19 protein-coding genes and 1 tRNA gene are annotated in these 22,081 nt (G+C 49.0%); 12 read left to right on the top strand and 8 right to left on the bottom strand.

Annotated elements, in window-relative coordinates:
- Positions 1-13: 13 nt before the first annotated feature.
- The 4 genes from FYJ73_RS02875 to FYJ73_RS02860 all read right to left on the bottom strand — a co-directional run bounded on the left by FYJ73_RS02875 (position 14) and on the right by FYJ73_RS02860 (position 4,851).
- Positions 14-604 (bottom strand): hypothetical protein, encoded by a 591-nt coding sequence (locus tag FYJ73_RS02875; RefSeq protein ID WP_154533212.1) that lies wholly within the window; start codon positions 602-604, stop codon positions 14-16.
- Positions 601-1,335 (bottom strand): ParA family protein, encoded by a 735-nt coding sequence (locus tag FYJ73_RS02870; protein WP_154533211.1) that lies wholly within the window; start codon positions 1,333-1,335, stop codon positions 601-603. Before FYJ73_RS02870 ends, FYJ73_RS02875 begins: the two co-directional genes overlap by 4 nt.
- Before the next feature lie 576 nt (positions 1,336-1,911).
- Complete coding sequence (locus FYJ73_RS02865) at positions 1,912-3,363, bottom strand: leucine-rich repeat domain-containing protein (RefSeq protein WP_154533210.1); 1,452 nt, start codon at positions 3,361-3,363, stop codon at positions 1,912-1,914.
- Between the two features lie 279 nt (positions 3,364-3,642).
- Complete coding sequence (locus FYJ73_RS02860; protein ID WP_154533209.1) at positions 3,643-4,851, bottom strand: peptidoglycan DD-metalloendopeptidase family protein; 1,209 nt, start codon at positions 4,849-4,851, stop codon at positions 3,643-3,645.
- Positions 4,852-4,929: 78 nt separating this feature from the next.
- Between FYJ73_RS02860 and FYJ73_RS02855 the strand changes: the two genes are divergently transcribed.
- The 11 genes from FYJ73_RS02855 (at position 4,930) to FYJ73_RS02805 (ending at position 14,735) form a co-directional block, all read left to right on the top strand.
- A complete protein-coding gene (locus tag FYJ73_RS02855; RefSeq protein WP_154533208.1) occupies positions 4,930-5,697 on the top strand; it encodes a DUF4099 domain-containing protein in 768 nt (255 codons plus the stop codon).
- Positions 5,698-5,748: 51 nt separating this feature from the next.
- Positions 5,749-7,524, top strand: a complete 1,776-nt coding sequence (locus tag FYJ73_RS02850; protein WP_154533207.1) for a phosphoribosyltransferase — start codon at positions 5,749-5,751, stop codon at positions 7,522-7,524.
- Between the two features lie 138 nt (positions 7,525-7,662).
- Entirely contained in the window at positions 7,663-7,893 is a 231-nt protein-coding gene (locus FYJ73_RS02845; protein ID WP_154533206.1) for a hypothetical protein, read from the top strand.
- 112 nt (positions 7,894-8,005) lie between these two features.
- Positions 8,006-9,403, top strand: a complete 1,398-nt coding sequence (locus tag FYJ73_RS02840; protein ID WP_154533205.1) for an ArdC family protein — start codon at positions 8,006-8,008, stop codon at positions 9,401-9,403.
- 81 nt (positions 9,404-9,484) lie between these two features.
- A complete protein-coding gene (locus FYJ73_RS02835; protein WP_154533204.1) occupies positions 9,485-10,711 on the top strand; it encodes a toprim domain-containing protein in 1,227 nt (408 codons plus the stop codon).
- A gap of 140 nt (positions 10,712-10,851) precedes the next feature.
- On the top strand, positions 10,852-11,562 hold the full coding sequence (locus tag FYJ73_RS02830; RefSeq protein WP_154533203.1) for a hypothetical protein: 711 nt from the start codon (positions 10,852-10,854) through the stop codon (positions 11,560-11,562).
- Positions 11,563-11,642: 80 nt separating this feature from the next.
- Positions 11,643-12,359 (top strand): hypothetical protein, encoded by a 717-nt coding sequence (locus tag FYJ73_RS02825; RefSeq protein WP_154533202.1) that lies wholly within the window; start codon positions 11,643-11,645, stop codon positions 12,357-12,359.
- Between the two features lie 63 nt (positions 12,360-12,422).
- Positions 12,423-12,707, top strand: a complete 285-nt coding sequence (locus FYJ73_RS02820; RefSeq protein ID WP_235899195.1) for an HU family DNA-binding protein — start codon at positions 12,423-12,425, stop codon at positions 12,705-12,707.
- A 12-nt stretch (positions 12,708-12,719) separates the two neighbouring features.
- The gene (locus tag FYJ73_RS02815) at positions 12,720-13,217 is read left to right on the top strand and encodes a hypothetical protein (RefSeq protein ID WP_154533200.1); all 498 of its coding nucleotides are present in this window, start codon (positions 12,720-12,722) and stop codon (positions 13,215-13,217) included.
- A 51-nt stretch (positions 13,218-13,268) separates the two neighbouring features.
- A complete protein-coding gene (locus FYJ73_RS02810; protein ID WP_154533199.1) occupies positions 13,269-14,186 on the top strand; it encodes a hypothetical protein in 918 nt (305 codons plus the stop codon).
- A gap of 258 nt (positions 14,187-14,444) precedes the next feature.
- Positions 14,445-14,735, top strand: coding sequence for a GNAT family N-acetyltransferase (locus FYJ73_RS02805; RefSeq protein WP_036905007.1), 291 nt, complete (start codon positions 14,445-14,447; stop codon positions 14,733-14,735).
- Between the two features lie 24 nt (positions 14,736-14,759).
- Here the strand turns inward: FYJ73_RS02805 and FYJ73_RS02800 are convergent, their stop codons facing one another.
- The 3 genes from FYJ73_RS02800 to FYJ73_RS02790 all read right to left on the bottom strand — a co-directional run bounded on the left by FYJ73_RS02800 (position 14,760) and on the right by FYJ73_RS02790 (position 17,926).
- Positions 14,760-15,260: a hypothetical protein gene (locus FYJ73_RS02800; protein WP_154533198.1), complete on the bottom strand. Its 501-nt coding sequence runs from the start codon at positions 15,258-15,260 to the stop codon at positions 14,760-14,762.
- An 881-nt stretch (positions 15,261-16,141) separates the two neighbouring features.
- On the bottom strand, positions 16,142-17,449 hold the full coding sequence (locus FYJ73_RS02795) for a site-specific integrase (RefSeq protein WP_154533197.1): 1,308 nt from the start codon (positions 17,447-17,449) through the stop codon (positions 16,142-16,144).
- A gap of 392 nt (positions 17,450-17,841) precedes the next feature.
- Positions 17,842-17,926: transfer RNA gene (locus tag FYJ73_RS02790), tRNA-Ser, on the bottom strand.
- Between the two features lie 291 nt (positions 17,927-18,217).
- Here FYJ73_RS02790 and FYJ73_RS02785 point away from each other — a divergent pair.
- Positions 18,218-20,884 carry an endonuclease MutS2 gene (locus FYJ73_RS02785; protein ID WP_154533196.1) on the top strand — a complete coding sequence of 889 codons (2,667 nt, stop codon included), beginning with the start codon at positions 18,218-18,220 and terminating at the stop codon, positions 20,882-20,884.
- Between the two features lie 557 nt (positions 20,885-21,441).
- Here FYJ73_RS02785 and FYJ73_RS02780 read toward each other — a convergent pair.
- Positions 21,442-22,074, bottom strand: coding sequence for an HU family DNA-binding protein (locus FYJ73_RS02780; protein ID WP_154533195.1), 633 nt, complete (start codon positions 22,072-22,074; stop codon positions 21,442-21,444).
- Positions 22,075-22,081: the final 7 nt, after the last annotated feature.

Here is a 22,081-nt window from a genome sequence, read left to right as displayed (position 1 = left end):
TTGCCTGCCCTGCTCAAAACAGGCCGCTGCGGTGGGTGACGAGCCGACGAAGATCATCCTTGTTGGCATCTATGAAAGACCTGGCAAGGGCTGTGATGATGGCGGAGATGCGATGGCTGCCATAGACTGCCTCAAGGGTGGTCACCACATCGTCGGGCAGGAACACCCAGTGCCGTCGTCCGGTGTCGGAATCACAGGAGAAGGCTTGTATCTGCGAGAGGATGTCATCTTTTGAGAATGATGTCCGGTTCCCATTGGGCAGAGACTCTTTTGTCTCGGTTCGTTCAGCCTCCTTGGATTCTTTCTTCTTGACATGCCTGGACGGACGTGACTTGCGCTGTTCCTTTTGGGGAAGGGCTTTTCCCGTACTCTCGGATGGCTTGTCATCATCGGTTTCTCTTGCACTGGGAGAAGGCTCCTCTTCCGGCTTTTGGCTTGGCTCGCAGGATTGCACTTTTTGGTCTTTCGGCAGCTCCTCCGGTGTTACCTCTTCCTTGGGCTTGTCACTCTGCCACATATATGTTGGCTCGCTCTCACCGTTGACTTTCCGGAGAAGTTCGTGAATATCCCCGAAAACCATTGGTTGAGATGTGCCTTCAGTCATGCGGATTTGGATTTTTCGTTATAAACGCTGTCGTAGAGCATGTCGTAGCACGGGGCGATAATCTCGTGTTGCTTGTCGGTGAGGAAGAGCGTGCTGTAACGCTGGATCTCGGCGCTGTTGGGTATCTTCGGAAGGACGGTGCCCAGCTTGGCGAAGTGATCGAGGAACTTCTGCTGTTCGGCAAGCTCGTCCTTGCGGCCCCAGTTTTTGTTGAACTGGTTGGGTACGAAGAAGAACGGTGGCAGTTTTTCAAGGCCGTTCTCCTTGGCAACCATAGCTGTCATGTCAATGAAGCCGGTCGTGCCGTTGATGCTGGTCTTCTCCAACTGGATGGGGGTGATGATGGCATCGGCCTCGAACACCAGTGGAAGCAGGCCCTGAAGGGTAAGACTGCCCGGAGTGTCGATGATGAAGTCGAAGTCCTCGTTGCGCATGGCCCGGATAAGGTTCAGGGTATCCTTCTCGCTGCTGAGCTGGGTGCAGGGGACTACCTGATACAGGGGCTGGAGCTGTGGCCAGCGCTCTCTGTCCTGCTCATGTTTCTTGACGATACTGCGCTGCGGGTCGGCATCAAGCACGACGAGACGGCAGTGATGTTTAAGGACGAGTTGGTTGGCAAGAAGCACGCCGAGTGTGGTCTTGCCGCAACCGCCTTTCTGGTTGGCGACGACGAAAATCTTGTTGCGTCTCTTATCCGGAGACTTTCCAATGTTAAAGAATGGTATGTTCATAAGGTTGGTTGTTGGTAACTCGTGTCATGGAGTTTTGGTCACCTCTGTTATGTCCGCCTCGTAGCGGCATAAGATAATTCCGTGTGACAGTATAAGACGCGCTCCTTTTTGGTAGGCCGGTATTCCAAGGGAGCTTGGCCCTGCAAGCTGTCGGGTGCTTGCGGTATGATTTTCTGTTGCAAAGATAGGAACTATTCCGCATAACCGCAACAGTAGCCATGTATAAACTGCTGATTCGTCGCCAAATTTGATGAAAAAAGTCGATTTTCTTCAAAAAGAGGCACATTCGTACAAACGATGTTACCTTTAAGAAGTTCCCATAGGTTGTCAGAGAGGTAACGATGGGGTATATTGTCCTATTTCTTCACTTTTCTTGTAACTTTTGAAATAAATGTCTTAGAATCTAATTATAATGATAGCTAAGATTAAAAGGGGTACTGAAGAATAGATTGGTTCTGATGAAAGGGAAAACAAGGGGTGATAGAACAGAAAATTCTGCCCATCACCACTTATAATTAGGATAATAGCTAATGTATGTTTAACAGATTATAATAATGGTAGTAATCTGTCTGAGATTTACTTCACTATTATTTTGATACTAGAGTTTCCTACTTTGCAAATGACAATTTGTTCAGACGTAGCGATGCTGGCCGAACCGCTGACAGTCTTTTGACTGCCTATCAGTTTCCCATCGGTGGTGTAGAACTCCACCTTCTCGCCGTCGCTGAGCCCGCTGACGGCGACAATGCCGCCATCAGAGGTCACTACTACGCCGCGCATCTTGGAAGTGTTGATGTTGTCGGTCGTAAGGTTTCCGTCAGCCTTCACCCAATAGAGCTTGGCAGTGGCCTTATCGGAGGGCTTAAAGCCGTCGGCCGTGGCATAGACGCTAATGTCGTAACAAGCGGCTAGGCTAACATCACCGTCCTCATAGAGCTTGTCGCTCTGAACATCCGAGCAGGTCAGTGTGCAGTGGTATTTCGCGCCCTCGGTGGTGTCGGTGAACTTCAAATGTCCGTCAGCATAGCCGATGGTCGGCATGGCGCATGGCTCTCCAGTTTTGTCGTCACCACCGGAAGTAATCTCTTTGATATATTTGAAATTCTTCCAACCTTTCGCAGACTTGTAAGCATTCACATCGGGAACGTAAAGCGTACTAACTAAACACGTATTATTATCAAAAGCATCTGATGCCAAAGAAGGTGGGGTCGGATTCTTACAGGTAATGTTTGTCAGATTTGTGCAGCCGGAAAAGCAATCCAACCCCAGCGATGTCACGGACGAGGGGATGGTAATGCTTGTCAGACTTCTGCAGTCGCGAAAGCAATCTAACCCCAGTGATGTCACGGACTCAGGGATGGTAATGCTTATCAGACCCCAGCAGCCTTTAAAGCATTGGTTTGGCAGCGATGTCACGGACGAGGGGATGGTAATGCTTGTCAGACGGGTGCAGTTGTAAAAGCAACCTCCACCCAGCGATGTCACAGACGAGGGGATGGTAATTCTTGTCAGACCGTAGCAGTCGTAAAAGCAAGCTTCGCCAAGCGATGTCACGGACGAGGGGATGGTGATGCTTGTCAGACTTCTGCAGTCGCGAAAGCAATTTTCGCTCAACGATGTCACGGACGATGGAATGGTAATACTTGTCAGACTTTTGCACGCGGAAAAGCAACTAGATCCCAGCGATGTCACGGACGAGGGAATAGTAATGTTTGTCAGACTGGAACAGTAGAAAAAGCAATAGTCACCCAGCGATGTCACGGACGAGGGGATGGTAACACTTGTCAATGATTCGCATTCTTTGAAGCAATCGTCAGCAAACGCAGTGACTGTGTATTCCACGCCTTCATCCGTAATTTTCTCAGGCACCGTGATGTCTCCGCTGTAAGAGTTAGCAAAGAGAATGGCTTCCTTTGAATCTGAACGCAAGAAGTACTTCAAGCCGTCAACAGTGACATACTTGCCTTGCGCGAAACTGCCGATTACGGTCAGCAACGCTACAAATATGAGTAAAAGTCTTTTCTCCATAACTTATATTAATTATTTAAAATGTATTGAACTCTAATATTAAGTACATTTTTAGGGTGGATAACTTATTATTATCGTTTGTAAGCCAAATACTTCTAAACAAATATACCCTATCAATTTTGATCTATTAAATTTATATCTAATTTGCTTCTTGAATAACCAAGTCTAAATTTTCTTTCAAAATTACGAAATTTCCCTTTAAATCACAAATATTTAGCATAATATTTTTATGTATATCTGTAAAAGCATAGGTTATTGTTGAACCATGCAGATAATATATTACAGCTGGTATACTAACTCACGGACTTTTCGAACGTAGTCTCTAGAGGTAGAATAGCCTATTCGTTTAAGAAATGCGTAATAGTCTTCTCCATTACGATGCTTGTACTGTACCTTATCCCGATATGCGATGACACTCTCCTCCCAGTGGTTGAAGCTATAGTAGCCCTTAGAGTGCCTTAGCCCGAAGAGGTTATTATATTCGTTGCAGACACGGGAACGGAAGTGTCCAGTTTCAAGTATGGCCTGGGCAAGGACAATCTTCGGATATTTGATGCCGTGTTTCTTCAGTGCGGCATAGAGGTTCTCGATGGTCAGCTCCTTCGCGTCTGTCTCTACATTATTATATATATGAGAGTCCTTGCCGGCGATTTCTGCAAGTCGCTCGTTGAAGGACTCCACTTGCTGATTCAGCGCTTGGATGAATGGCAGTGGATCAACACTTGTCCAGCTGTTGTTGACCGCAAGCCGCTGAAGTTGCAAATGGAGATGCGGACCGGTGGAACGGCCTGTAGAACCGACAAGTCCTACGACTGTCCCTGCCTGTACCATCGTTCCCTCCTTGGCGTAGATCTCACCAAGGTGACCATAGAGGCAGCGGAGATTGCCATGATCGATGATGACATAGTTGCCGTAGCCGGTGTTGCCATGACGGACGGCGGTCACCCTGCCCGGGAGCATGCTATAGGTAAATCCGTTTATACCAATGGCATCTATGCCATCATGGAATGTACGGCACTTGATAAAGGGATCCTGACGGTAGCCGTAAGGCGAGGTAACGGTTAAGTAATCAAGTGGCATACAGATTGTTAGCCGCTTTTCAAGGATGTTTAGAAGTAGGCTGTCAGAGGTGCTGAGGAAGGGCAAAACAGGCTGTTTTACAACTTTTCTGGATGATTTTCCAAAACTTTTTTCGCTCTTTTCCTGCACTTTTCTTTGGGCGTTGTTGGAAGTTGGCAGTTTGTTTCCTAACTTTGCGGTCAGAAACGAAGGCAAAGGCAGTCTGAAGACGGACTTTTTCTTGGTCTCTGTCTCAGCCTCGGGCTTTGGCTTTGTTTCGTGAAGTACGTCACGGACGTAAGGGTCCGTGGAAATGGATAACGTGTCGGCAGCCGGACCGACTTTCTCAGCAGTGTAAAACTGTGCCGGTGATTCCAATACATTCATCGATAGCATCAAAACCACAGCGCACTTCAAGGTGTGTTTCATGGTAGTAGTATGTTTAGTTTGACATGGATTTTCACCACAAAGTTAGTATAAACCAGTAGAATAACCAAACCATCAACTATGAAAACAGAACCAGTACCATTCGACAAATTTGCCAAAATTGGCATCTATCCCAAGGATCTCATGCGTATGCCCAAGGACTTGCGCGACGCTATTCTGAGCGGTGAGCTCTCGCCGCTGATGCGTGTCAACGTGCCCGTGGGAGACAACTCGGCAGTATCCATTCCGATGAAAATTCAGCTTGCACACGACAAGGACGGACGATTGCAACTGCTTACGTATCAGATACATCGTGAGCTTGACAACAACTTGAAGCTGAACGACACCGAACTGGAGCGCGTGCGCAAGGGTGATGTCATCCAGAAGGAGTTTCAGGAGGACGGCAAGCGCAAGATGCGGTATGTGCAGTTGGACAAGGATACCAATGCTCTGATGTACCGTGATGTGGCAACTGTTAATTTTGAGGAAAAACTTCAGGAAGTTGACAAAATCAAGGACATCGGACTCGGAATTGGCCAAAAGGAGGCTCTCGCTTCGGGCAAGCCGGTGGAGCTTGAGGTAGGTGACCAGAAAGTGACGGTAGGTATTGACCTGCGTGAACCGGTTGGCTTCAAGGTGATGCAAGGAGATATGGAGGAGTGGAAGCGACAACAAGCCATCCGCTATGACGATGCCAATGAGGGATACATGGGGTACGTACAGACGGACGAGAACCGCTGGGAATACAAGCAGGTGGTTGACAGGCTGCGCCACGAGGAGAGCGTCCAGCTGACCGAGAGGGAAAAGACAGACAAGAAAGAGGATAAGAAGAGAGGTCTTTCACTTTGATACTCATTCCTTAATTCCATTCATCTACAAACCAATGAGACTTCATCCACCATGTCAAACAAACAAGAATGTACGTTTACCTCCGTAGCACCATATCCGAAAGTGCGTCAGCTGGCGCACGGACTCAAGGACGGTGACTATGCAAGTATCTGCAAGGCAGCGGAGATGATGGCGGACGGGATAAGGGAGATGGCGGCAGGACGCAACTGCGTGCTGGTGCCCATACCAAATCACCACGGAAGGGCAATCTACACAAAGACGCTCGCCAATGAGATTTCCCGAAGGACGGGCATCCCGACATGGGACATCCTTTCCTGCCGGCCGCACATGCCGCTGCACTATGCAAAGAAGAACGACCTCAAGCCGGAAGGCATATACCTGAAACTCAATCTGTACAGACAAGTGCCGGAGCAGTTCATACCAATAGTAATAGACAACGTACTGGACACCGGATATACCGCAGGTGCCGCCATCAAGGCTGTGGGTCATCCGAATACCATGCTCGCCGTCCTCGGACATACCAAGAACCATCTGACCAACAAGAACTACCAGTTTAACAAACTCGCTACCAATATGGAAAAGAAAATGCAAGAGCAGCCTTCTGACAAGAAGCAAGTGAAAAATAAGACCGACACACCGTTGGCCGTGTATCAGAGACTCAAGAGCAAGCATCCCGATGCATTGATCCTTATGCGCAACGGTGACTTCTACCGCTCACTGAATGAAGACGCGCAAAAGGTGTCCGACACACTGCACATCCCGACACAGAAGCCGAAAGCCAAAGGAGAAGGTGAGCTCATGGCTGAGTTTCCTCATCATGCACTGGACGTTTACCTGCCAAAACTCATCCGGGCTGGCAATCGCGTGGCGATTGCTGACATGCAGGAGCTGGGCAAGAAACAGACAACAAATCAAACCACACAACAAACCAAGAACCAAACTCAAACCGATACTATGGAAAAGAAAACTGAAAAGAAGAAGACCAAGGCGAAGGAAGCCAAGGTTGACAAGGTCGAGGTGAAGGCTGAGACCAAGAAAGAAGATAAGGCTGTAGAGAAAACCACGGAGCAGTCCGCTGGCCAGAAAGTTCACAAGCCACGTGAGCCTCAGATGGTGACCGTCAACGGCGAGAAAGTCTCCCACGGCCACGCCTTCCAAAGCAACCAGGACCCAAACAAGTGGTACTTCACCGCACGTCTCGACGGTCAGCAGCTTCGTCCGCAGCTCATGAAGCCGGAAGATGTCAAGGCATACCAAGAGAGAACCACTAATGTGGAGAGTCTCATGCAGACCTATTATCCCACCAAGCTGGCCAAGAAGGTCACGCCGGAGGAGTACAAGGCAGACAACAGGCTGTCCGACGGGCGCGTCATCGAGAAGATGGTGGTCTATAAGGAGCATGACGAGCAGCGACAGGACGTGGGCAAGTACAAGCTCTACACGCAGGTGGGCGAGCAGAAGATGTCGCGCACGATGTCGAAGGAGGACTTGAACGCTTACTTTGACCGTGTGACAACGCCTTCCAAGCTCGTGGAGAAGAACTTCGGGGAGCAGCTGCATCTAGCTTCCTTCTACAACCAGTTCAAGTTGGAGGAGGGTGTCAAGGACGTGCGTATCGCCAAGAACTTCGACGGCAACTGGACTGTATCGGCAAAGCTCGCTGATGACCGGACGACAAGCAAAGCCGTGCTCTCATGGCACGACAAGCAGGCGCTCTTCACGCAAAAGACGGCTACCAAGGAGCAGCTGGCAGCACGCTATCTCAATACCGAAATCAAGGAAATGCAGCGGGAAAAGGTCAGTGCAAAGCGGTCGTTCAGCCGTTAAAGTTACTTTAATGTCATGACGTTACACCTTGATTATCAGCAATTAAGTTTAGGAAGTTAACTACTTACTTCAATTCAACAATTATGGTTATATCAAACCATTAACTATTTCAACCATTAACCATTAACACTTACAACTATGCAGAACAATACAATCGAAGAACTCATTCAACTCAAGCAGGAAGGAAAGATAGGGTGGTGCGAGCTCGCACTCCGCAGTAAGCACGGTACGGCCTATCTCCAGTGGTGCGACGACCACGGTATAGAGCCCGACGACAACAACGCTGAGCTCTACCTCGAAGAGACCGAGAGCCGTATCTATGACGGAGGCAACGATTTCGCCGAGGAGTTTGCAGGAGCGCTTGTGTAGGCTTTCCTCTATGATACCGTGAAAGACACATAACATTACCAGCCCTCAGTCCGAAGGCTATGCCATCGGACTGAGGGGCTACTAACCTCATCTAACCAACTACACTGAAACTATGGAAAACAAGGATTCCAAGTCAAAGAAAGGAACTGAGTATAAGAACAGCGGAGACAAGGCGATAGACAAGTTTTGTTCGCTGATGATCGAGCGTATGCAGTCGATGAAGGCTTCCGACTGGCGGCAGGGATGGACGAACGGCAAGGGTACGATGCTCGGTATGCCGCAGAACCTGAGCGGACGCAACTACTCGGGAACGAACTCGTTCTTCCTGCAGATGGACACGGCGATGAATGCATATCGTACGCCAGTGTATATGACTTTCATGCAGGCGCAGAAGGAGAACATCCGTATCAAGAAAGGCGCACAGTCGATGCCTGTCATCTACTGGGACCTCAATATCAAGAACGAGCATGGCAAGCGTGTTGCCGAGTCGGACTACAAGCAGATGAGCCGGAGCGAGCAAAACAAGTGCGAGGTGCGTCCGTTCCTCCGGGCCTTCTCCGTTTTCAACGTTGATCAGACCAATCTGGAAGAGGTGAACAAGGAGAAGTACGATGCCATCGTTGACCGCTTCAAGGGCCCGCAACTGCGTGACACGCAGGGCATGTACGAGAACCGTGCCCTCGACCGGATGTTCGAGCGGCAGGAGTGGATATGCCGTGTACAGAACGACCGTATCGTGGACGGGGCTTACTATTCTCCGGCACGTGATATGGTCATCATCCCAATGAAGGAACAATTCAACATCGGCAAGAATGCCGAGGAAATCTTCAAGGACGGCATGGAGTATTACTCTTCCGCTCTCCATGAGATGACGCACTCCACGGGCACTGCCAACCGTCTGAACCGTGACAAGGGCGCGAAGTTCGGTGACGCGAAGTATGCCAAGGAGGAACTGGTTGCCGAGCTCACGGCTGCTATGGTAGGCAATACCTTAGGCTTCGACAAGCGTATCCTTAACAACAACGCTGCTTATATGGACGGATGGATTAACGCCCTGAGAGAGGAGCCGAAGTTCATCGTTTCGGTCATGGCAGATGTGAACAAGGCATCGAAGATGATTTTGGAGAAGATTGACGAGCAGAAGATTGCCCTCGGTGAAACTCCCATTCTCACGGAGAACCAAAAGAAAGTTGGACTTGACAAGAGTGCAGATGCTGCTAAACGAGAGTGGCAACAGCCGCACGACATTGCGCTCTCGGCAAAGTTCGACAGCGCATCCATCTACAAACGCATGGATGGTGGCTATGCGGTGTGTGCAACTTTTGAGGGGCAGGACCTCGGCATGAAACCCATCAGCAAGATTACGGGTATCAGATATGAGATGATGCCCACGGGTGAGCTGAAAGACCAGATGCTCCACGATACCGTGGCAAGGAAGTTTGCAGGGGAGGTAAGGGAGATACGTGAGCAGAAGCAGCAAAACAAGGAGAATAATGGCTTGAAGATATGACAGTTAGTTTCTTGTATTAAACTACCTTTGCGAGCTACTTTAATAATCAAGCCAATAACAAAACCATCAAACTACAAGCCTATGTCTTACGTATCTTTTCAGGAGATGAAGCCGAGGGTGGGCATCGACGACGTTGCCTTCTCGCTCGGCTACAAACTCAACAGACAGGCGGGTGTGGGACGGTACATCGAACTGATTCTGCCCGACGGCAGGGGAGAAAAGCTCGATACCATCGTCATCTCGCATCCGAAGGAGAAGGAGCGGCAGAAGTACTTCCACCGCAACACAGGAAAACGTGGCGATGTGGTGGACTTCATCGGCGAGAACCTCGGTCGCTTCAACATTTATGGCAGGAACCAGTGGGAGGTCATCGGCAAGGTGATGGCTGACTTCGCCAACATGCCGCTCGTTGATAATCATGACCGTGGTTACAGCGGTGGACTCGGCAGTCTAAACACAGTGTTCAATCCCAAACGCTACACGGCGCAGCCGCTGTCAAGGAACATGGACTATGCCATGGGAATCTTTGAGGAACGCGGTATCAGTCGTGAGACGGTTCAGTTGTTCGAGCGGCACGTTGCTATCGTGACGGACCAAAAGAACAAGAACGGTCTACCGATGATAGGCTTTCCATACCGTGAGCCGGGCTTCAGTTCTGACTTGGCTGGCTATGAACTGCGGGGCGATCGTGGTTTCAAGGGCAAGGCGGCCGGAACGAACTCGACGACGGCGGTATGGACGGCAGGCATCCACTCGGCGCTGAACAATCCTCAGATGGTGCGTCATGTGTTCTTTGCCGAGTCAGCTTACGACGCTATGGCGTTCTATCAAGCGAACCAAGGAAAGATTGACCTCACGCACTCGGCATTCGTATCTGTCGGCGGTGCGCTGTCCAACGGGCAGGTGTCAGGGTTGATGCAACACTACAACATGGCAAAGGCCGTGGACTGCTTCGACAACGACCTGCCGGGACGCATCTACGGCATGAGGATGGCGGCATTGCTCGACGGCAAGCGGCTCAGCGTCATTCAGATGGGTGACAACCTCAGGCTGGGGATGGAGGGGAAGTCCTTCGACATGCTGGTGGGTAAGGCTTCGGTGGAGGAGCTCGGCAAGCACGTCAAGCTCTCTGACCGCATTGAGGTGATGAAACCGCCGGTGAACTACAAGGACTGGAATGATGTTGTCCGGGGAATGCCATTGGAGGCTCTGCAGCTCAAGACGAAGTTCCAACGGGATGAGAATCTCGCGAGGATAAGGACGGAGCTCAGGGAGCGGAACGAGTGCAAGAGCGGTTTTAAGATGTGAAATCCTATGGGACGGGAGAAGTTTTTTCTCTAAAAGTTCCATACTGGGAATTATAAACGAGGGCACGGTGCATCCTTACGGCACCAACTTTTCAAGTCCGTACCGTTAGGGATGTCCGTGGCCATAACAACCGAAGAACAATGAAAAGAAAAATCTTTTGTCTGCTTTTGGCCATGTCCTGCTCCGTCTGCGGCTTCGCACAGCAGACAGACCCGGCCCTGACTGGGGCGGTGGCCACACAGACGGAAATACTGAAGAAGCTCTTCAAGAAACGTGAGAAGACACAGCAGGCTATCATCGCATCGGAGGCGACCGTTACCCTTGCCATGGAGCGCATGCACCACTTGGAGGACAAGATGCTGGGCTATCTGCAAAATGCGCAGGGGGCGATGCAGAATATCTATCAGATCAAGCGTGCGGCGGAGCTCGTGGGCATGGAGATACCGAAAAACATGGCATTGCTGCGAAAGTCGGTGCCGGGCAATCTGAAGGGTACTGCCATTGCGGTGATGGTCTCGGAGGAGCTGGTTGACGCCTCGACGCAGATGCTCTCGCTATATCCGTTCATGAAGCAGCTGGTGACGAGTGGGTCATACAACGTCACGAACAGCGACGGAAAGACGGAGAAGCACAAGGTCAACCTGCTGAACTCGGCTGAGCGGTACTATGTAGCCAACGAGATTGTCACGCGACTGGAGAGCATCAACACGGACTTGTGGCTGTTGGCATGGCAGATACGGACACTCTCGTGGAATGACCTCTGGTTCGGGCTCGACCCGGACGGATGGGCGACGGTGATGTCGGGAAAGGCGGTCGTGGACGGGCTTATCATGGACTGGAAATATCTTTAAGCTATCATCAGTAAACTATTAATTATCAACGTATTATTATCAACATTTTACCATTAACTATCAACTATTTACAATCAACTATGGAAAACAAGAAATCAATCCGTGGCGTTCAGATTACAGACGCTGTAAGAAAGGAGTTGGAGGACACGGGAAGAAGCCGTGTGCTGACATTCAAGGACCGAAAGGGAAAACAATACATGGCACACATCGAGCTACAGGACGGCAAGATGGTGGTCGTGCCGGAGGGGAAGTACCTGGAGCACCGTTGTCCGCACTGTGGCGGTCGCATCAGAATTACCTCCAAGGGGTACTTCTGCGAACACTGTCTTGACAAGGGCGGCACGTGCAAGTGGCACTGCAACGGCATTCTCAGCCACCGCTTCATCATGCCGCATGAGATTGAGGCGTTTCTCGACGGGCATCCGACGGTGCTCGACGGATGCTTCAACTCGCAGGGACGTATCTTCTCGGCGGTGCTGGTGGAGAGTGATGTCTATGGCATGTCGCTGAGCTCTGTTGTCGGCAAGTGCCCGGTCTGCGGTGAGGACGTGCTGGTGAGTCCCGTGGCGTTCAACTGCTCAAGCCATGAGAAGCTCGGGGAGCCGTACCATTTCACGCTGTGGCGGCATATCCGTGGGCATGAGGTGACGCTCGATGAGCTGAGGGAGCTACTGGAGTATGGCGTTACCAAAAATGAGGTGACGCTGACGGATGAGCGGGGCTCGCTGTCGAAGGCTTACCTGCGTCTGTCGGATGACCGCAAGCGTATCGTGGCGGATTACAATAAGTTTAACTAAGCTATGTCAACTGTCTATTCAACAACTGATTATCAACAATTCAAACCATTAACCATGAGTACTATGAACAAGAAGAAACTGCTGAGAAAGGCGGCTTTTGAGTCGGGTCTTTCCATCAAGGAAGTGGAGAAGGCGGTGGATGCCTTCCTCTGCGCTGTGTCGGACATTCTCCGTGAGGACGGGGTGGTTCTTATCCCGGATTTCGGGAAGTTCTACATTCAGCATCGCGGGGAGCGTGTCTGCCGCAATCCGCAGACGGGGGAGACGTTTGTCGCTCCGCCATCGAAGAAGGTGAAGTTCAAGGCCTTCGGCAATGTGACCAACTACAACTTTAAGTACGGACGATAAAACTGTATTGTAATGAAGAAAATTCTGTTTTTGATGATGGGTGCCGCACTGATGATGTCGTGCGGCAACTCGAAGGAGAAGATGAAGCAGCTGGCAAGGGAAAACCTGGAGCTGAGTGTGGACTATCCCAAGCAGCTGAAGGTGCTGGCGGTATCGGAGCCGGACTCTGCCTTCGGAACGGGCTACTTCACCAAGGACGAGGTGAAGGGGATGCTGAGGACGATGAAGGTGGTGACGGACACGATCATGAAGCGGACGGGCAACATGAGCCGTTTCAATCCGGAAGACCACTATGTCGTCAGTCTTGCGGAGCGTCAGATGCGCAGCATGGCGGATATCCGGTCGCTCATCATGCATGGCGACAGGAAGGGGGAGTTCAGCGGATGGAAGGTCAGAATAGACTACCAGTGCGTGGATGCCGCCGGACTGCCGTACCGCTCGGAGCGGTGGTGCTTCATCGACAAGGAGGGCAAGCAGGTGTACAAATCATTTGAGCTGCCGATACCATGAACAAGGAACCATTCAACTGTGATACAAACCATCAAAACATCAAGCACTACTATGGAAACACTTAACATGACGTGGGTGAACCTGCTCAGAAAGCAGTTCATCGAGATTTTGGACTACTACGACGAGAATCCGCAGCGGTTCGACTACAAGGAGCTGAAGAAGGCTTACGATGCCTTGCTCTCGGTGAAGAGCGTGGAGGAGTTCAAGCAGTGGCGGAAGCTGCTGAAGGACTACGGTCTGTCGTTCACGGACATGGCACGCTACTCACACGATGACAACATGCTGGCTGTCCTCGACGACTATGCGGAGGGTGCCAACGACAAGGTCCTCGATGTCTTCATCAGATGGAAGCTGAGCTTCAATCCCGCAAAATGGACGGAGGTGGAGAAATGGAACAGTGAGCTCGTGGATATACTGCTCAAGGCTACGAAGCGTGAGGAGGACGTGCATATCGTTGTCTTCCCGTGTGGGAAGGGGAGAGTGAAGCGCTGGGCGGCCATCGGGCAGGACGCGGACCGGCTCTTTGAGGTCTTCGGCTGGCAGACGGGACATGTCGATGCTACCACCGGCCCGGTGAGCTGGATGTTCATCAACGCATACGGACTGGAGGTGCTGCGGCAGAGTGGATACAGCATACAAGTCAGAGACTTCGGAGAGTTTGACATTCTCTCGATGGCCTTTGAGGAGGACAGTGTTGCGTCGATGCAGCAGTTCATAGACTACCTGAGGATGATGGACCAGCTTGCTGGTGAGCAAGTAAGGTTTCTGAAGAAGATACGGCCTGTCATCTATCCGCATCCAGGCTACAACGAACTGACGCAGGCTTATATCGAGTTCAACAAGGATTTTGTCGTTGCCAAATTTGACAATGGAAAGAAGGTCACGTTGGCCGATGGAAAGAACTGGAATCTGAATGGCTATGCGAAGCCATTTGCGGTGCAATTAGGAGCTGAGCTTGGTGAGGCATAGCCCAGTGAGAAGGTAATCAGTGCGCAAGGCAAGTAGCGGAAGAAGCTTCTCTGTTGCACTTCGACACTTCTTCCGCCACCCACCTTGCACACTATCCCTACTTGCTCCACTTCGCGTCTTCCTTCTTTGGTCGTCAGACACGAAGCAGAGCTGTAGAGGGACTTCGCAACCGATAGGAGTATCACTATGATAACCCATCAAACAGAACAACATACAAGAGTCGTTTTATCAGATAAATATTGTAACTTTGCAACAATTATGGAAACGAAAATAGAAACTACGAACACGGGCGGCAAGGTGCTGGCCTATAACGGCGACGAGCTTGTCGGCCGTCTGGAGTTCTCCTACAAGGGAAATGTCATGAGGATAGACCACACGTATGCCTACAAGAAGGGGATGGGCATTGGCGGTACACTTGTCAGTGCTGCCAACGACTATGCCATCAACAAAGGACTCCGCATACTGCCCGTCTGCTCCTTTGCCGGTGCATGGTATCAGAGGCATCAGCAGTTCGCGGATATACTTTACAAAGAGGGCAGCCAATCTTAATAGCCTCACACCAGTGCTGCACGACTATTTGTTTTCAAAATCATAAAAGTCAGCATCGGCGAGGGCGTTATCTAAGTCTATCCGATTCCTTATACCAACCCAGTCCGTAAAATTGTCGTCAAGGACATCGTCGATGAGTTCTTGCGGGGCAATGATGTCATAGTCATCAAGACTGTAGGGAAGTTCATGCAGCAGACGGGCAACCAATGCGTCTCTATTTATTACAGGGTCGGGGGCGGCTGCCGTTTCCGCCACTATCATGTCAATGGCTGTACAGCTGTAGAGATAATCAAGGAGAGCCCACCAGTCTTCATCATAGGAGTCAGGGGCATAGTCCTGCAAAGACTCGAAAGGTGCGTCGCGGCCTTCCCGCTTGTAGAAATTGCGAAGCTCAAGCATCTCCTCCGGCTGAAAGTAGAGACATTTGTCCTCGGGGATAACGGCTTCGGGTACGTTCTCGTTGTCGGGGTCTATACGCTCCAACGTGAAGTGGTATGGCTTTTTCTCTATTTCGTCATAACTCATAATGGCGTGATTGTAAGTTATGGCCACAAATTTAGCCATTTTATTCTATATTTTCGTTTCAGAAAGGAAATAATTAAAGTAAAAGGGCTTTTTGTTGGTAGCTTTTGGTGGAAAAATCATTTCATGCGGGACAAACAACGAACCCTTAAAGCCATGCCTTCTAAGGCACCGCTTTAACCGCCGGGATGGGACATACGGCGGCAGGGGAGGGAGGTTGGATTATCTGTTCTTAGGATTAAGTGCCTGTCAATTTCACCTTCGCTGGCGGCAAGCGGCTGCGCCCGGTTTGCCGTGCTTCGTCTGCATTGACGGCACACAATCCATAGAACATTATCGTTAGACAACCGGCTGACAGGAACCATCTCATATGAGAATAAAACGTCCGTGTACCAAGGTTCATTAATCTTTAAAAGTGTGTAAGTGATTGATAAAATCAGACTTATATTAGATAAGCAACGTTTGCAAACTTTACTTCGGCTACACATTAAAAATGCCTCGGCTACATTTTAGCTACACTAATCCTTTGCTTATACCAGCAACCTGGTTAGGAATAGAAAAAGAAATACGTCGGCTACATACTAAAAATACCTCGGCTACATTTTGGCTACACTAATCTTTGTGCTTATTCTGGCAACCTGATTAGAAAATGAAATTGACAAATGGCTAAACGGCCTACCATAATCTATATGTTATATGTTGCTGTCTTGGCTACACTACGGCCACACGCTGGCTACACTTTGGCTACATGAAATGTCAACTCTTTTTTGTTACGCATTTCAAGTCGTTGATTACTACATCTATAAAAAAAAAGACCCTTGAAGCAGCAACCACTTCAAGAGTCTTTTATTTATCCTAAAGGACGAACGTCAGACGAAAAGATGTCAAGCTCTGGCCGCAGACCGCTCAGCATCTTTATTCTTACCATTGGCCTTGGGCTCCTCGACATCCTTTGATGTCATATTTATTGACTCCTTGTCAAAGTCGCGTATAGTATTGTCCTTAAAGAACAGAGCCATATCATGCTCTATCTTTTTATTGGTAATTTTCGCGTAGATTTGAGTGGTCCGAATGTTCGTGTGACCGAGCATACGGGAAACGCTCTCAATGGGCACTCCCTTGCTCAGCGTCAGTGTAGCAAAGGTATGGCGGGCCATGTGGAAGGTCAGCTCCTTGTCGATGCCACAGGCTGTAGCAATCTCCTTCAGATACTGATTGGTCTTCTGATTAGAGAATACAGGGAACACATGTCCCTTTTTCTTCTTGGGGTAGTCCTTGTACTTCTCAATGATGCGCTTTGCACCATCAGAAAGCACGACGTTGATGGGGGTCACGGTCTTGACACGCTTGGATATGATCCAGTCCACATCAGCAAGTCTCATGATTTTATCGTATGTGAGAGCCTTGACGTCGATGTAGGCGAGACCTGTGAAGCAGGAGAAGATGAACAGGTCGCGTACAAGCTCAAGACGCGGAAGGTCGATGTGCTTGGTCATAATGGCGGAAATCTCTTCGTCCGTGAGGAAGCCACGGTCCACCTTTTCCATGTGGAAGTGAACGCCCACGAAGGGGTCCTTGTGGATAACACCTAATTTGATGCCATACAAGATTACGGTACGGAAGGTCTTCATGGTCTTCACGGCTGTGTTGTTACACATGTTGACATCCGTCATCAGAAAGTTCTTGTAGTCCTGGACCACGACGGGGTTAAGTTCCTTGAGGGACATGTCCTTGCAGTGATACTTCTTCTCAAGCATCTGCGTGAAGCGCTTCTTGCACAGCTCGTATTTGCTTAGGGAAGTTTTGCTCAGACACACGCCCACCTGCTCCTTTACATTCTTGATGTATTTATCCAAGAGCTTTCCGATGGTGTCGTACTCTTCGTCCACTCCCAGGAAGACTGCCTTTACACGGTCAAGTGCAAGTGTTCCCTCGAATTCCAGTTTCTCGGCGATAGCCAAAAGCTCATCACGGATTCCGCCAAGCTTCTTATTGGTCTGTACCACCTCTGTGTTACGACCTTTGAGTTGTTGACGCTGACCATCCCACAGCTCTGGTTTGATACTGATCCCTGTCGTTCCTGCTGAGATGCGCTCACCGTCCAGAGAGAGCCGGATCATGACGGCACATGTGCCATCCTTGTTCACATGATTTCCACGAATGTAGAAACTAACCTTAAAGATACGTCTCATACGCTTTACATAAATTTAGTGCAACAATGCTCCCGGTCGAATACAACCCGGTTTGAAGCCGTCTGGCTACACAAAACCGAAGTTATAATTTCGCTCACCGAGAAATTCATCGGCTGCAAAGTTAAACATAATCGACTGATAGACAATGGTTTCTATGGGGTCTGTGTCGGGTCTGTAGAGGGTCTGTATCGGGTCTTTGGCTACACTTTTTGATTTTTGCGTTTTCGTGTACCGTATGTGTAGCCGAAATATGACCATTTCGAGACCATTCAGAGGTTTTTTAAGTGGTCACTACGAAAAGCAAGACACGAAAAAAGTGCCGCAAATCGTTGATTTTACGGCACTTAGCTAATTTTGTGAGTTGACTTACTTATTTTGTAAAGTCTTTTCAGCGGAGAGAGAGGGATTCGAACCCCCGGTACCTCTCGGTACGACGGTTTTCAAGACCGTTGTAATCGACCACTCTACCATCTCTCCAATGGTTGTGTGTACCAACTTCCTTTTCGAAAGCGAGTGCAAAGGTACAGAATTCATTTGAAATAATGACAGATTATGGAGAAAAATCACATGTAATTAATCATTATTAACACTAAGAAAAGCAATAGCTGAATGAAAAGAGGTACTTTTGCAGTAAATGTGAAACGGCACTGCGATTCTTCATTATGGCATTGCTGTATAAAAGAACACATGCATACGATGCTACAATGATAAAAGATCTAACAGATATAGAGCAATTTGATTGATGACCCTTTAGAGTAAAAGATAGAAATGATATACCCAAAAAACTTCGAAAAGAAGATAGGATACGACGAGGTGCGGACATGGCTAAAAGGCTACTGTCTGAGTACGCTTGGAAAGAGTTTGGTGGAAGAGATGAGTTTCTCGGCCGACTCTAAGCAGATAGCGACTTGGATGGAAGAAAACCGTGAGATGCGACGAATCATGGAGGAGGACGACGACTTTGAATTGTCTGGGTTCTACGATGTGCGTGATAGTCTGAAGCGAGTACGACTTGAAGGTACATGGATGGAGGAGAACGAGTTGTTTGACCTCAGACGCTCTTTGTCCACTATTGATTCCTTAGTTCGGTTTCTCTATCGAGGCGAGCCTATTGAAGGGAAGACAGATACAGAGGATGACTTTGAATTAAAGAAATGGAGTTACCCGGCACTTCACGATCTTGCGGACGGCATTGCCACGTTTCCGGTTATCATCCAACAGATCAATCAAATCATAGACAAATACGGTCATATGCGCGATAGTGCATCACCTGAGTTGCATGGCATCCGTCAGGAATTGGCCAGGACAGAAGGTTCTATCTCAAAGATTCTTAACGGCATTCTTCACTCTGCTCAGAGTGAGGGCTTGGTGGAAAAAGACGTGACTCCAACATTGCGTGATGGTCGATTGGTGATACCTATAGTTCCTTCGCTCAAACGTCGTATTCCGGGTATTGTACATGACGAGAGTGCTACGGGACGTACTGTATTCGTAGAACCGACCGAAGTGGTAGAGGCCAACAATAAAATCAGGGAGTTAGAGGCAGAAGAGCGCCAGGAAATCATCCGTATACTGACGAAGATGTCGTCTCGCATCCGCCCGCATGTCCGCGAGATGCTCGACTCTTATCATTTCCTTGCCGAAATCGACTTGATACAGGCGAAATGCCAACTTGCGAAGACGATGCGTGCCGTAGAGCCAGAGCTGAAGGCTTATCCCTACCTTGACTTCATAGCAGCCCGTCATCCACTGTTGGAGCGCCATCTAATCCATGCTAAGCAAGCAAAAGAAGATAGTGAAGTTGTGGAGAGCCAGAAGCCAACCGCAGTAGTACCCCTGGACATACAACTTACGCCCGAAAAGCATATCCTTATCATCTCAGGTCCCAACGCCGGAGGTAAATCGGTGTGTTTAAAGACGACGGGGCTATTGCAATATATGCTTCAAACCGGGTTAAGCATCCCTGTAAGTGAGCGAAGCAAATGTGGTGTGTTTAAAGATGTTATGATTGACATAGGTGACGAGCAGAGCCTTGAGAATGACTTGAGCACCTATTCGTCGCATCTTTTAAACATGAAGGTGATGATGCGTCAAGCCAGTGCTCAGACTTTAATTTTGATCGATGAATTTGGAACGGGCACAGAGCCACAAATTGGAGGCGCGATTGCCGAGAGCGTGTTAGACCAGTTCTGCAAAAAGGGTACATGGGCAGTGATCACGACCCACTATCAGAATCTGAAGCATTTTGCCGACAGCCATGAGGGTGTGGTGAATGGTGCTATGCTCTACGACCGCCACGAGATGCGTCCACTGTTTCAGTTGTCGATTGGCCGTCCTGGAAGCTCTTTTGCCATTGAGATAGCTCGTAAAATAGGATTACCGGAGGAGGTGATTCGTGAGGCATCAGACATCGTTGGCTCCGACTATATTCAAAGTGACAAATATCTTCAAGATATCGTACGCGACAAGCGCTACTGGGAACAGAAACGACAAGCCGTACATGAGCAAGAAAAGCGTTTGCAACGCCAAATTGACGAATACGAGAAGGGAGTCACAGAAGTCGAGAAGCAACGCAAGGAGATTCTTGCCAATGCGCGTCTAGAAGCCAAAGAATTGCTCGCACAGAGCAACAAGCAGATAGAAAATGCTATCAGGGAGATCCGGGAAGAACAGGCTGAGAAGGAAGCCACGAAAAAGATCCGGGCGGAACTCGAGCAGTTCAAGCAGGATGTCGATGAAGGCACGTGGAAGAAGCCGGGCAAGCGTTCTTCTGGGATACTCTCAGATGAGGACTTTCAGAAGAAGGTGGCACAGATACAAGCCCGCAAGCAACGTCACGAACAGCGCAAGAAAGACAAGCAGGCGGAGGAGCAGCAGGCCGCCAAGGTCTTGAGAGATACTTTGGGCAAAAGACATCAAGACGCCAAGCGCGAGATTGTGGTTGGAGACGCCGTAAGGATGCGTGGTATTCAGTCACAGGGTAGGGTAGAGGCACTCGACGGTAATACTGCCACCGTGATCTTCGGTGACATGCGTACCAAGGTGCCTCTAAACCGGCTGATATTAACCGATAACTCAGCCTCAACCGAAAACAGTGATCGTCCAAAGACAAAGATGGATGAGTTGAAAGAGGGACTGAAGCAATATGGTATTTCTCGCATGACCCAAGAGACCATCGACGACCACAGAAAGAATTTCCACCAAGATCTTGACGTCCGAGGCATGAGAGGAGATGAAGCATTGCAAGCGGTCCGCTATTTCATAGATGATGCTATTCTCATGGGGATGCCTCGTGTGCGCATTCTCCATGGCAAGGGAAACGGTATCTTACGCCAGCTGATCCGTCAATATCTGAGTGCAGAACCCAATGTCAGCCATTTTGCAGATGAGAATGTGCAATTTGGCGGGGCAGGAATTACGGTGGTAGACTTTTAATATCAATGCCTCAAGTTTCGGAAGTAAAGAATAAAGACAAAATAAGACGTAGAAAGACTTTGAATATTTCCGTATCTTACAGGAGACGAATACCTTTATGATGGCAAAAACAAAAAATCATTCATTCAAAGCCATACGCAAAATTTGTCAAGCTATCCATCGAGGTGATCTACATTGTCGCTGAGACAACAGCGTCTAATGAGGAAGTTCTGCCAAACATGGTCCATTACAAACAACAGAAAGTTTGCAATCTTAAAGCTATTGGTACATGCAGTATAATATGCAATTTTTATACTTCCGAAACTTGAGTGATTAATGATCCGCTTCCCACTACAACTGCTTTTAGCGCTGATACCTTTGTTGCTATAAGAATCAATGTTGTCATGGGCTCGAAGCAGTATTCTCACGGGGTCGAAGCTATGTTCTTATAGAGCCGAAGCTATGTTTCCTATGTTGTAATGCTATAGAAAAAGACCGTTTGCTACGTAGGAAACTATATTTTTCTACGTAGCAAACGGTCATTTGCCAAGCAGCAAAATCTGTTGCTGAAATTCATGCTATATCTCAGTATAGACGTTGGTTGTACCTATCTTCGTCTTTAGCAGAATAGGATTGTCGCCCTTTGTCATGTTATCAAGGCATTTTCTTGCCGAGTGTGCACTTAGGCCTGTAGCACAGCGATATTCTTCCACCGTTACATAACGGTTGCCGTTGGTGTCCGACGACAGACAGCTCTCCAGTTCGGGATTGCGTTGGCTGTAATAATTGGTGTCTATCGGATGGTTGCGACGGTCTATCTGGATGCTTTTAAACTGTCTCTGCACTGCCTCACGAAACTCCTTAGTAGGCCGAAAATCTATACCGCCAAGCCAAATGTCGCTAGCCGTTACGATATCATCTTCTGTCATTGTCCGCAAGAATTGCGGTTTGATATAGAAGCTGCCTATCGGAGTTTTTACCCGCTTGTGCTCTCCGATGAGATAAGGTATGGCATACATCAGTGCGACGAAGCATCGTGTAACGTAGCCTTTGGGCAGGTGCTCATACTCATGACAGTAGGCATCAAGCTTGTCGAGTTCTATTTCCTCGCGGGCTTTAGAGGACACATAGAGCATCTTCTGCCCATTATCACCATTGAAGTTGGATGGGTAAACAACTACATGCAACGGGTCTGTTTTCTGTCGTGCCATTTTCAGT

Origin of the sequence: Hallella mizrahii (assembly GCF_009695775.1) — a bacterium.
GTDB lineage: Bacteria > Bacteroidota > Bacteroidia > Bacteroidales > Bacteroidaceae > Prevotella > Prevotella mizrahii.
This window is presented reverse-complemented; position numbering and strand designations above follow the sequence as displayed.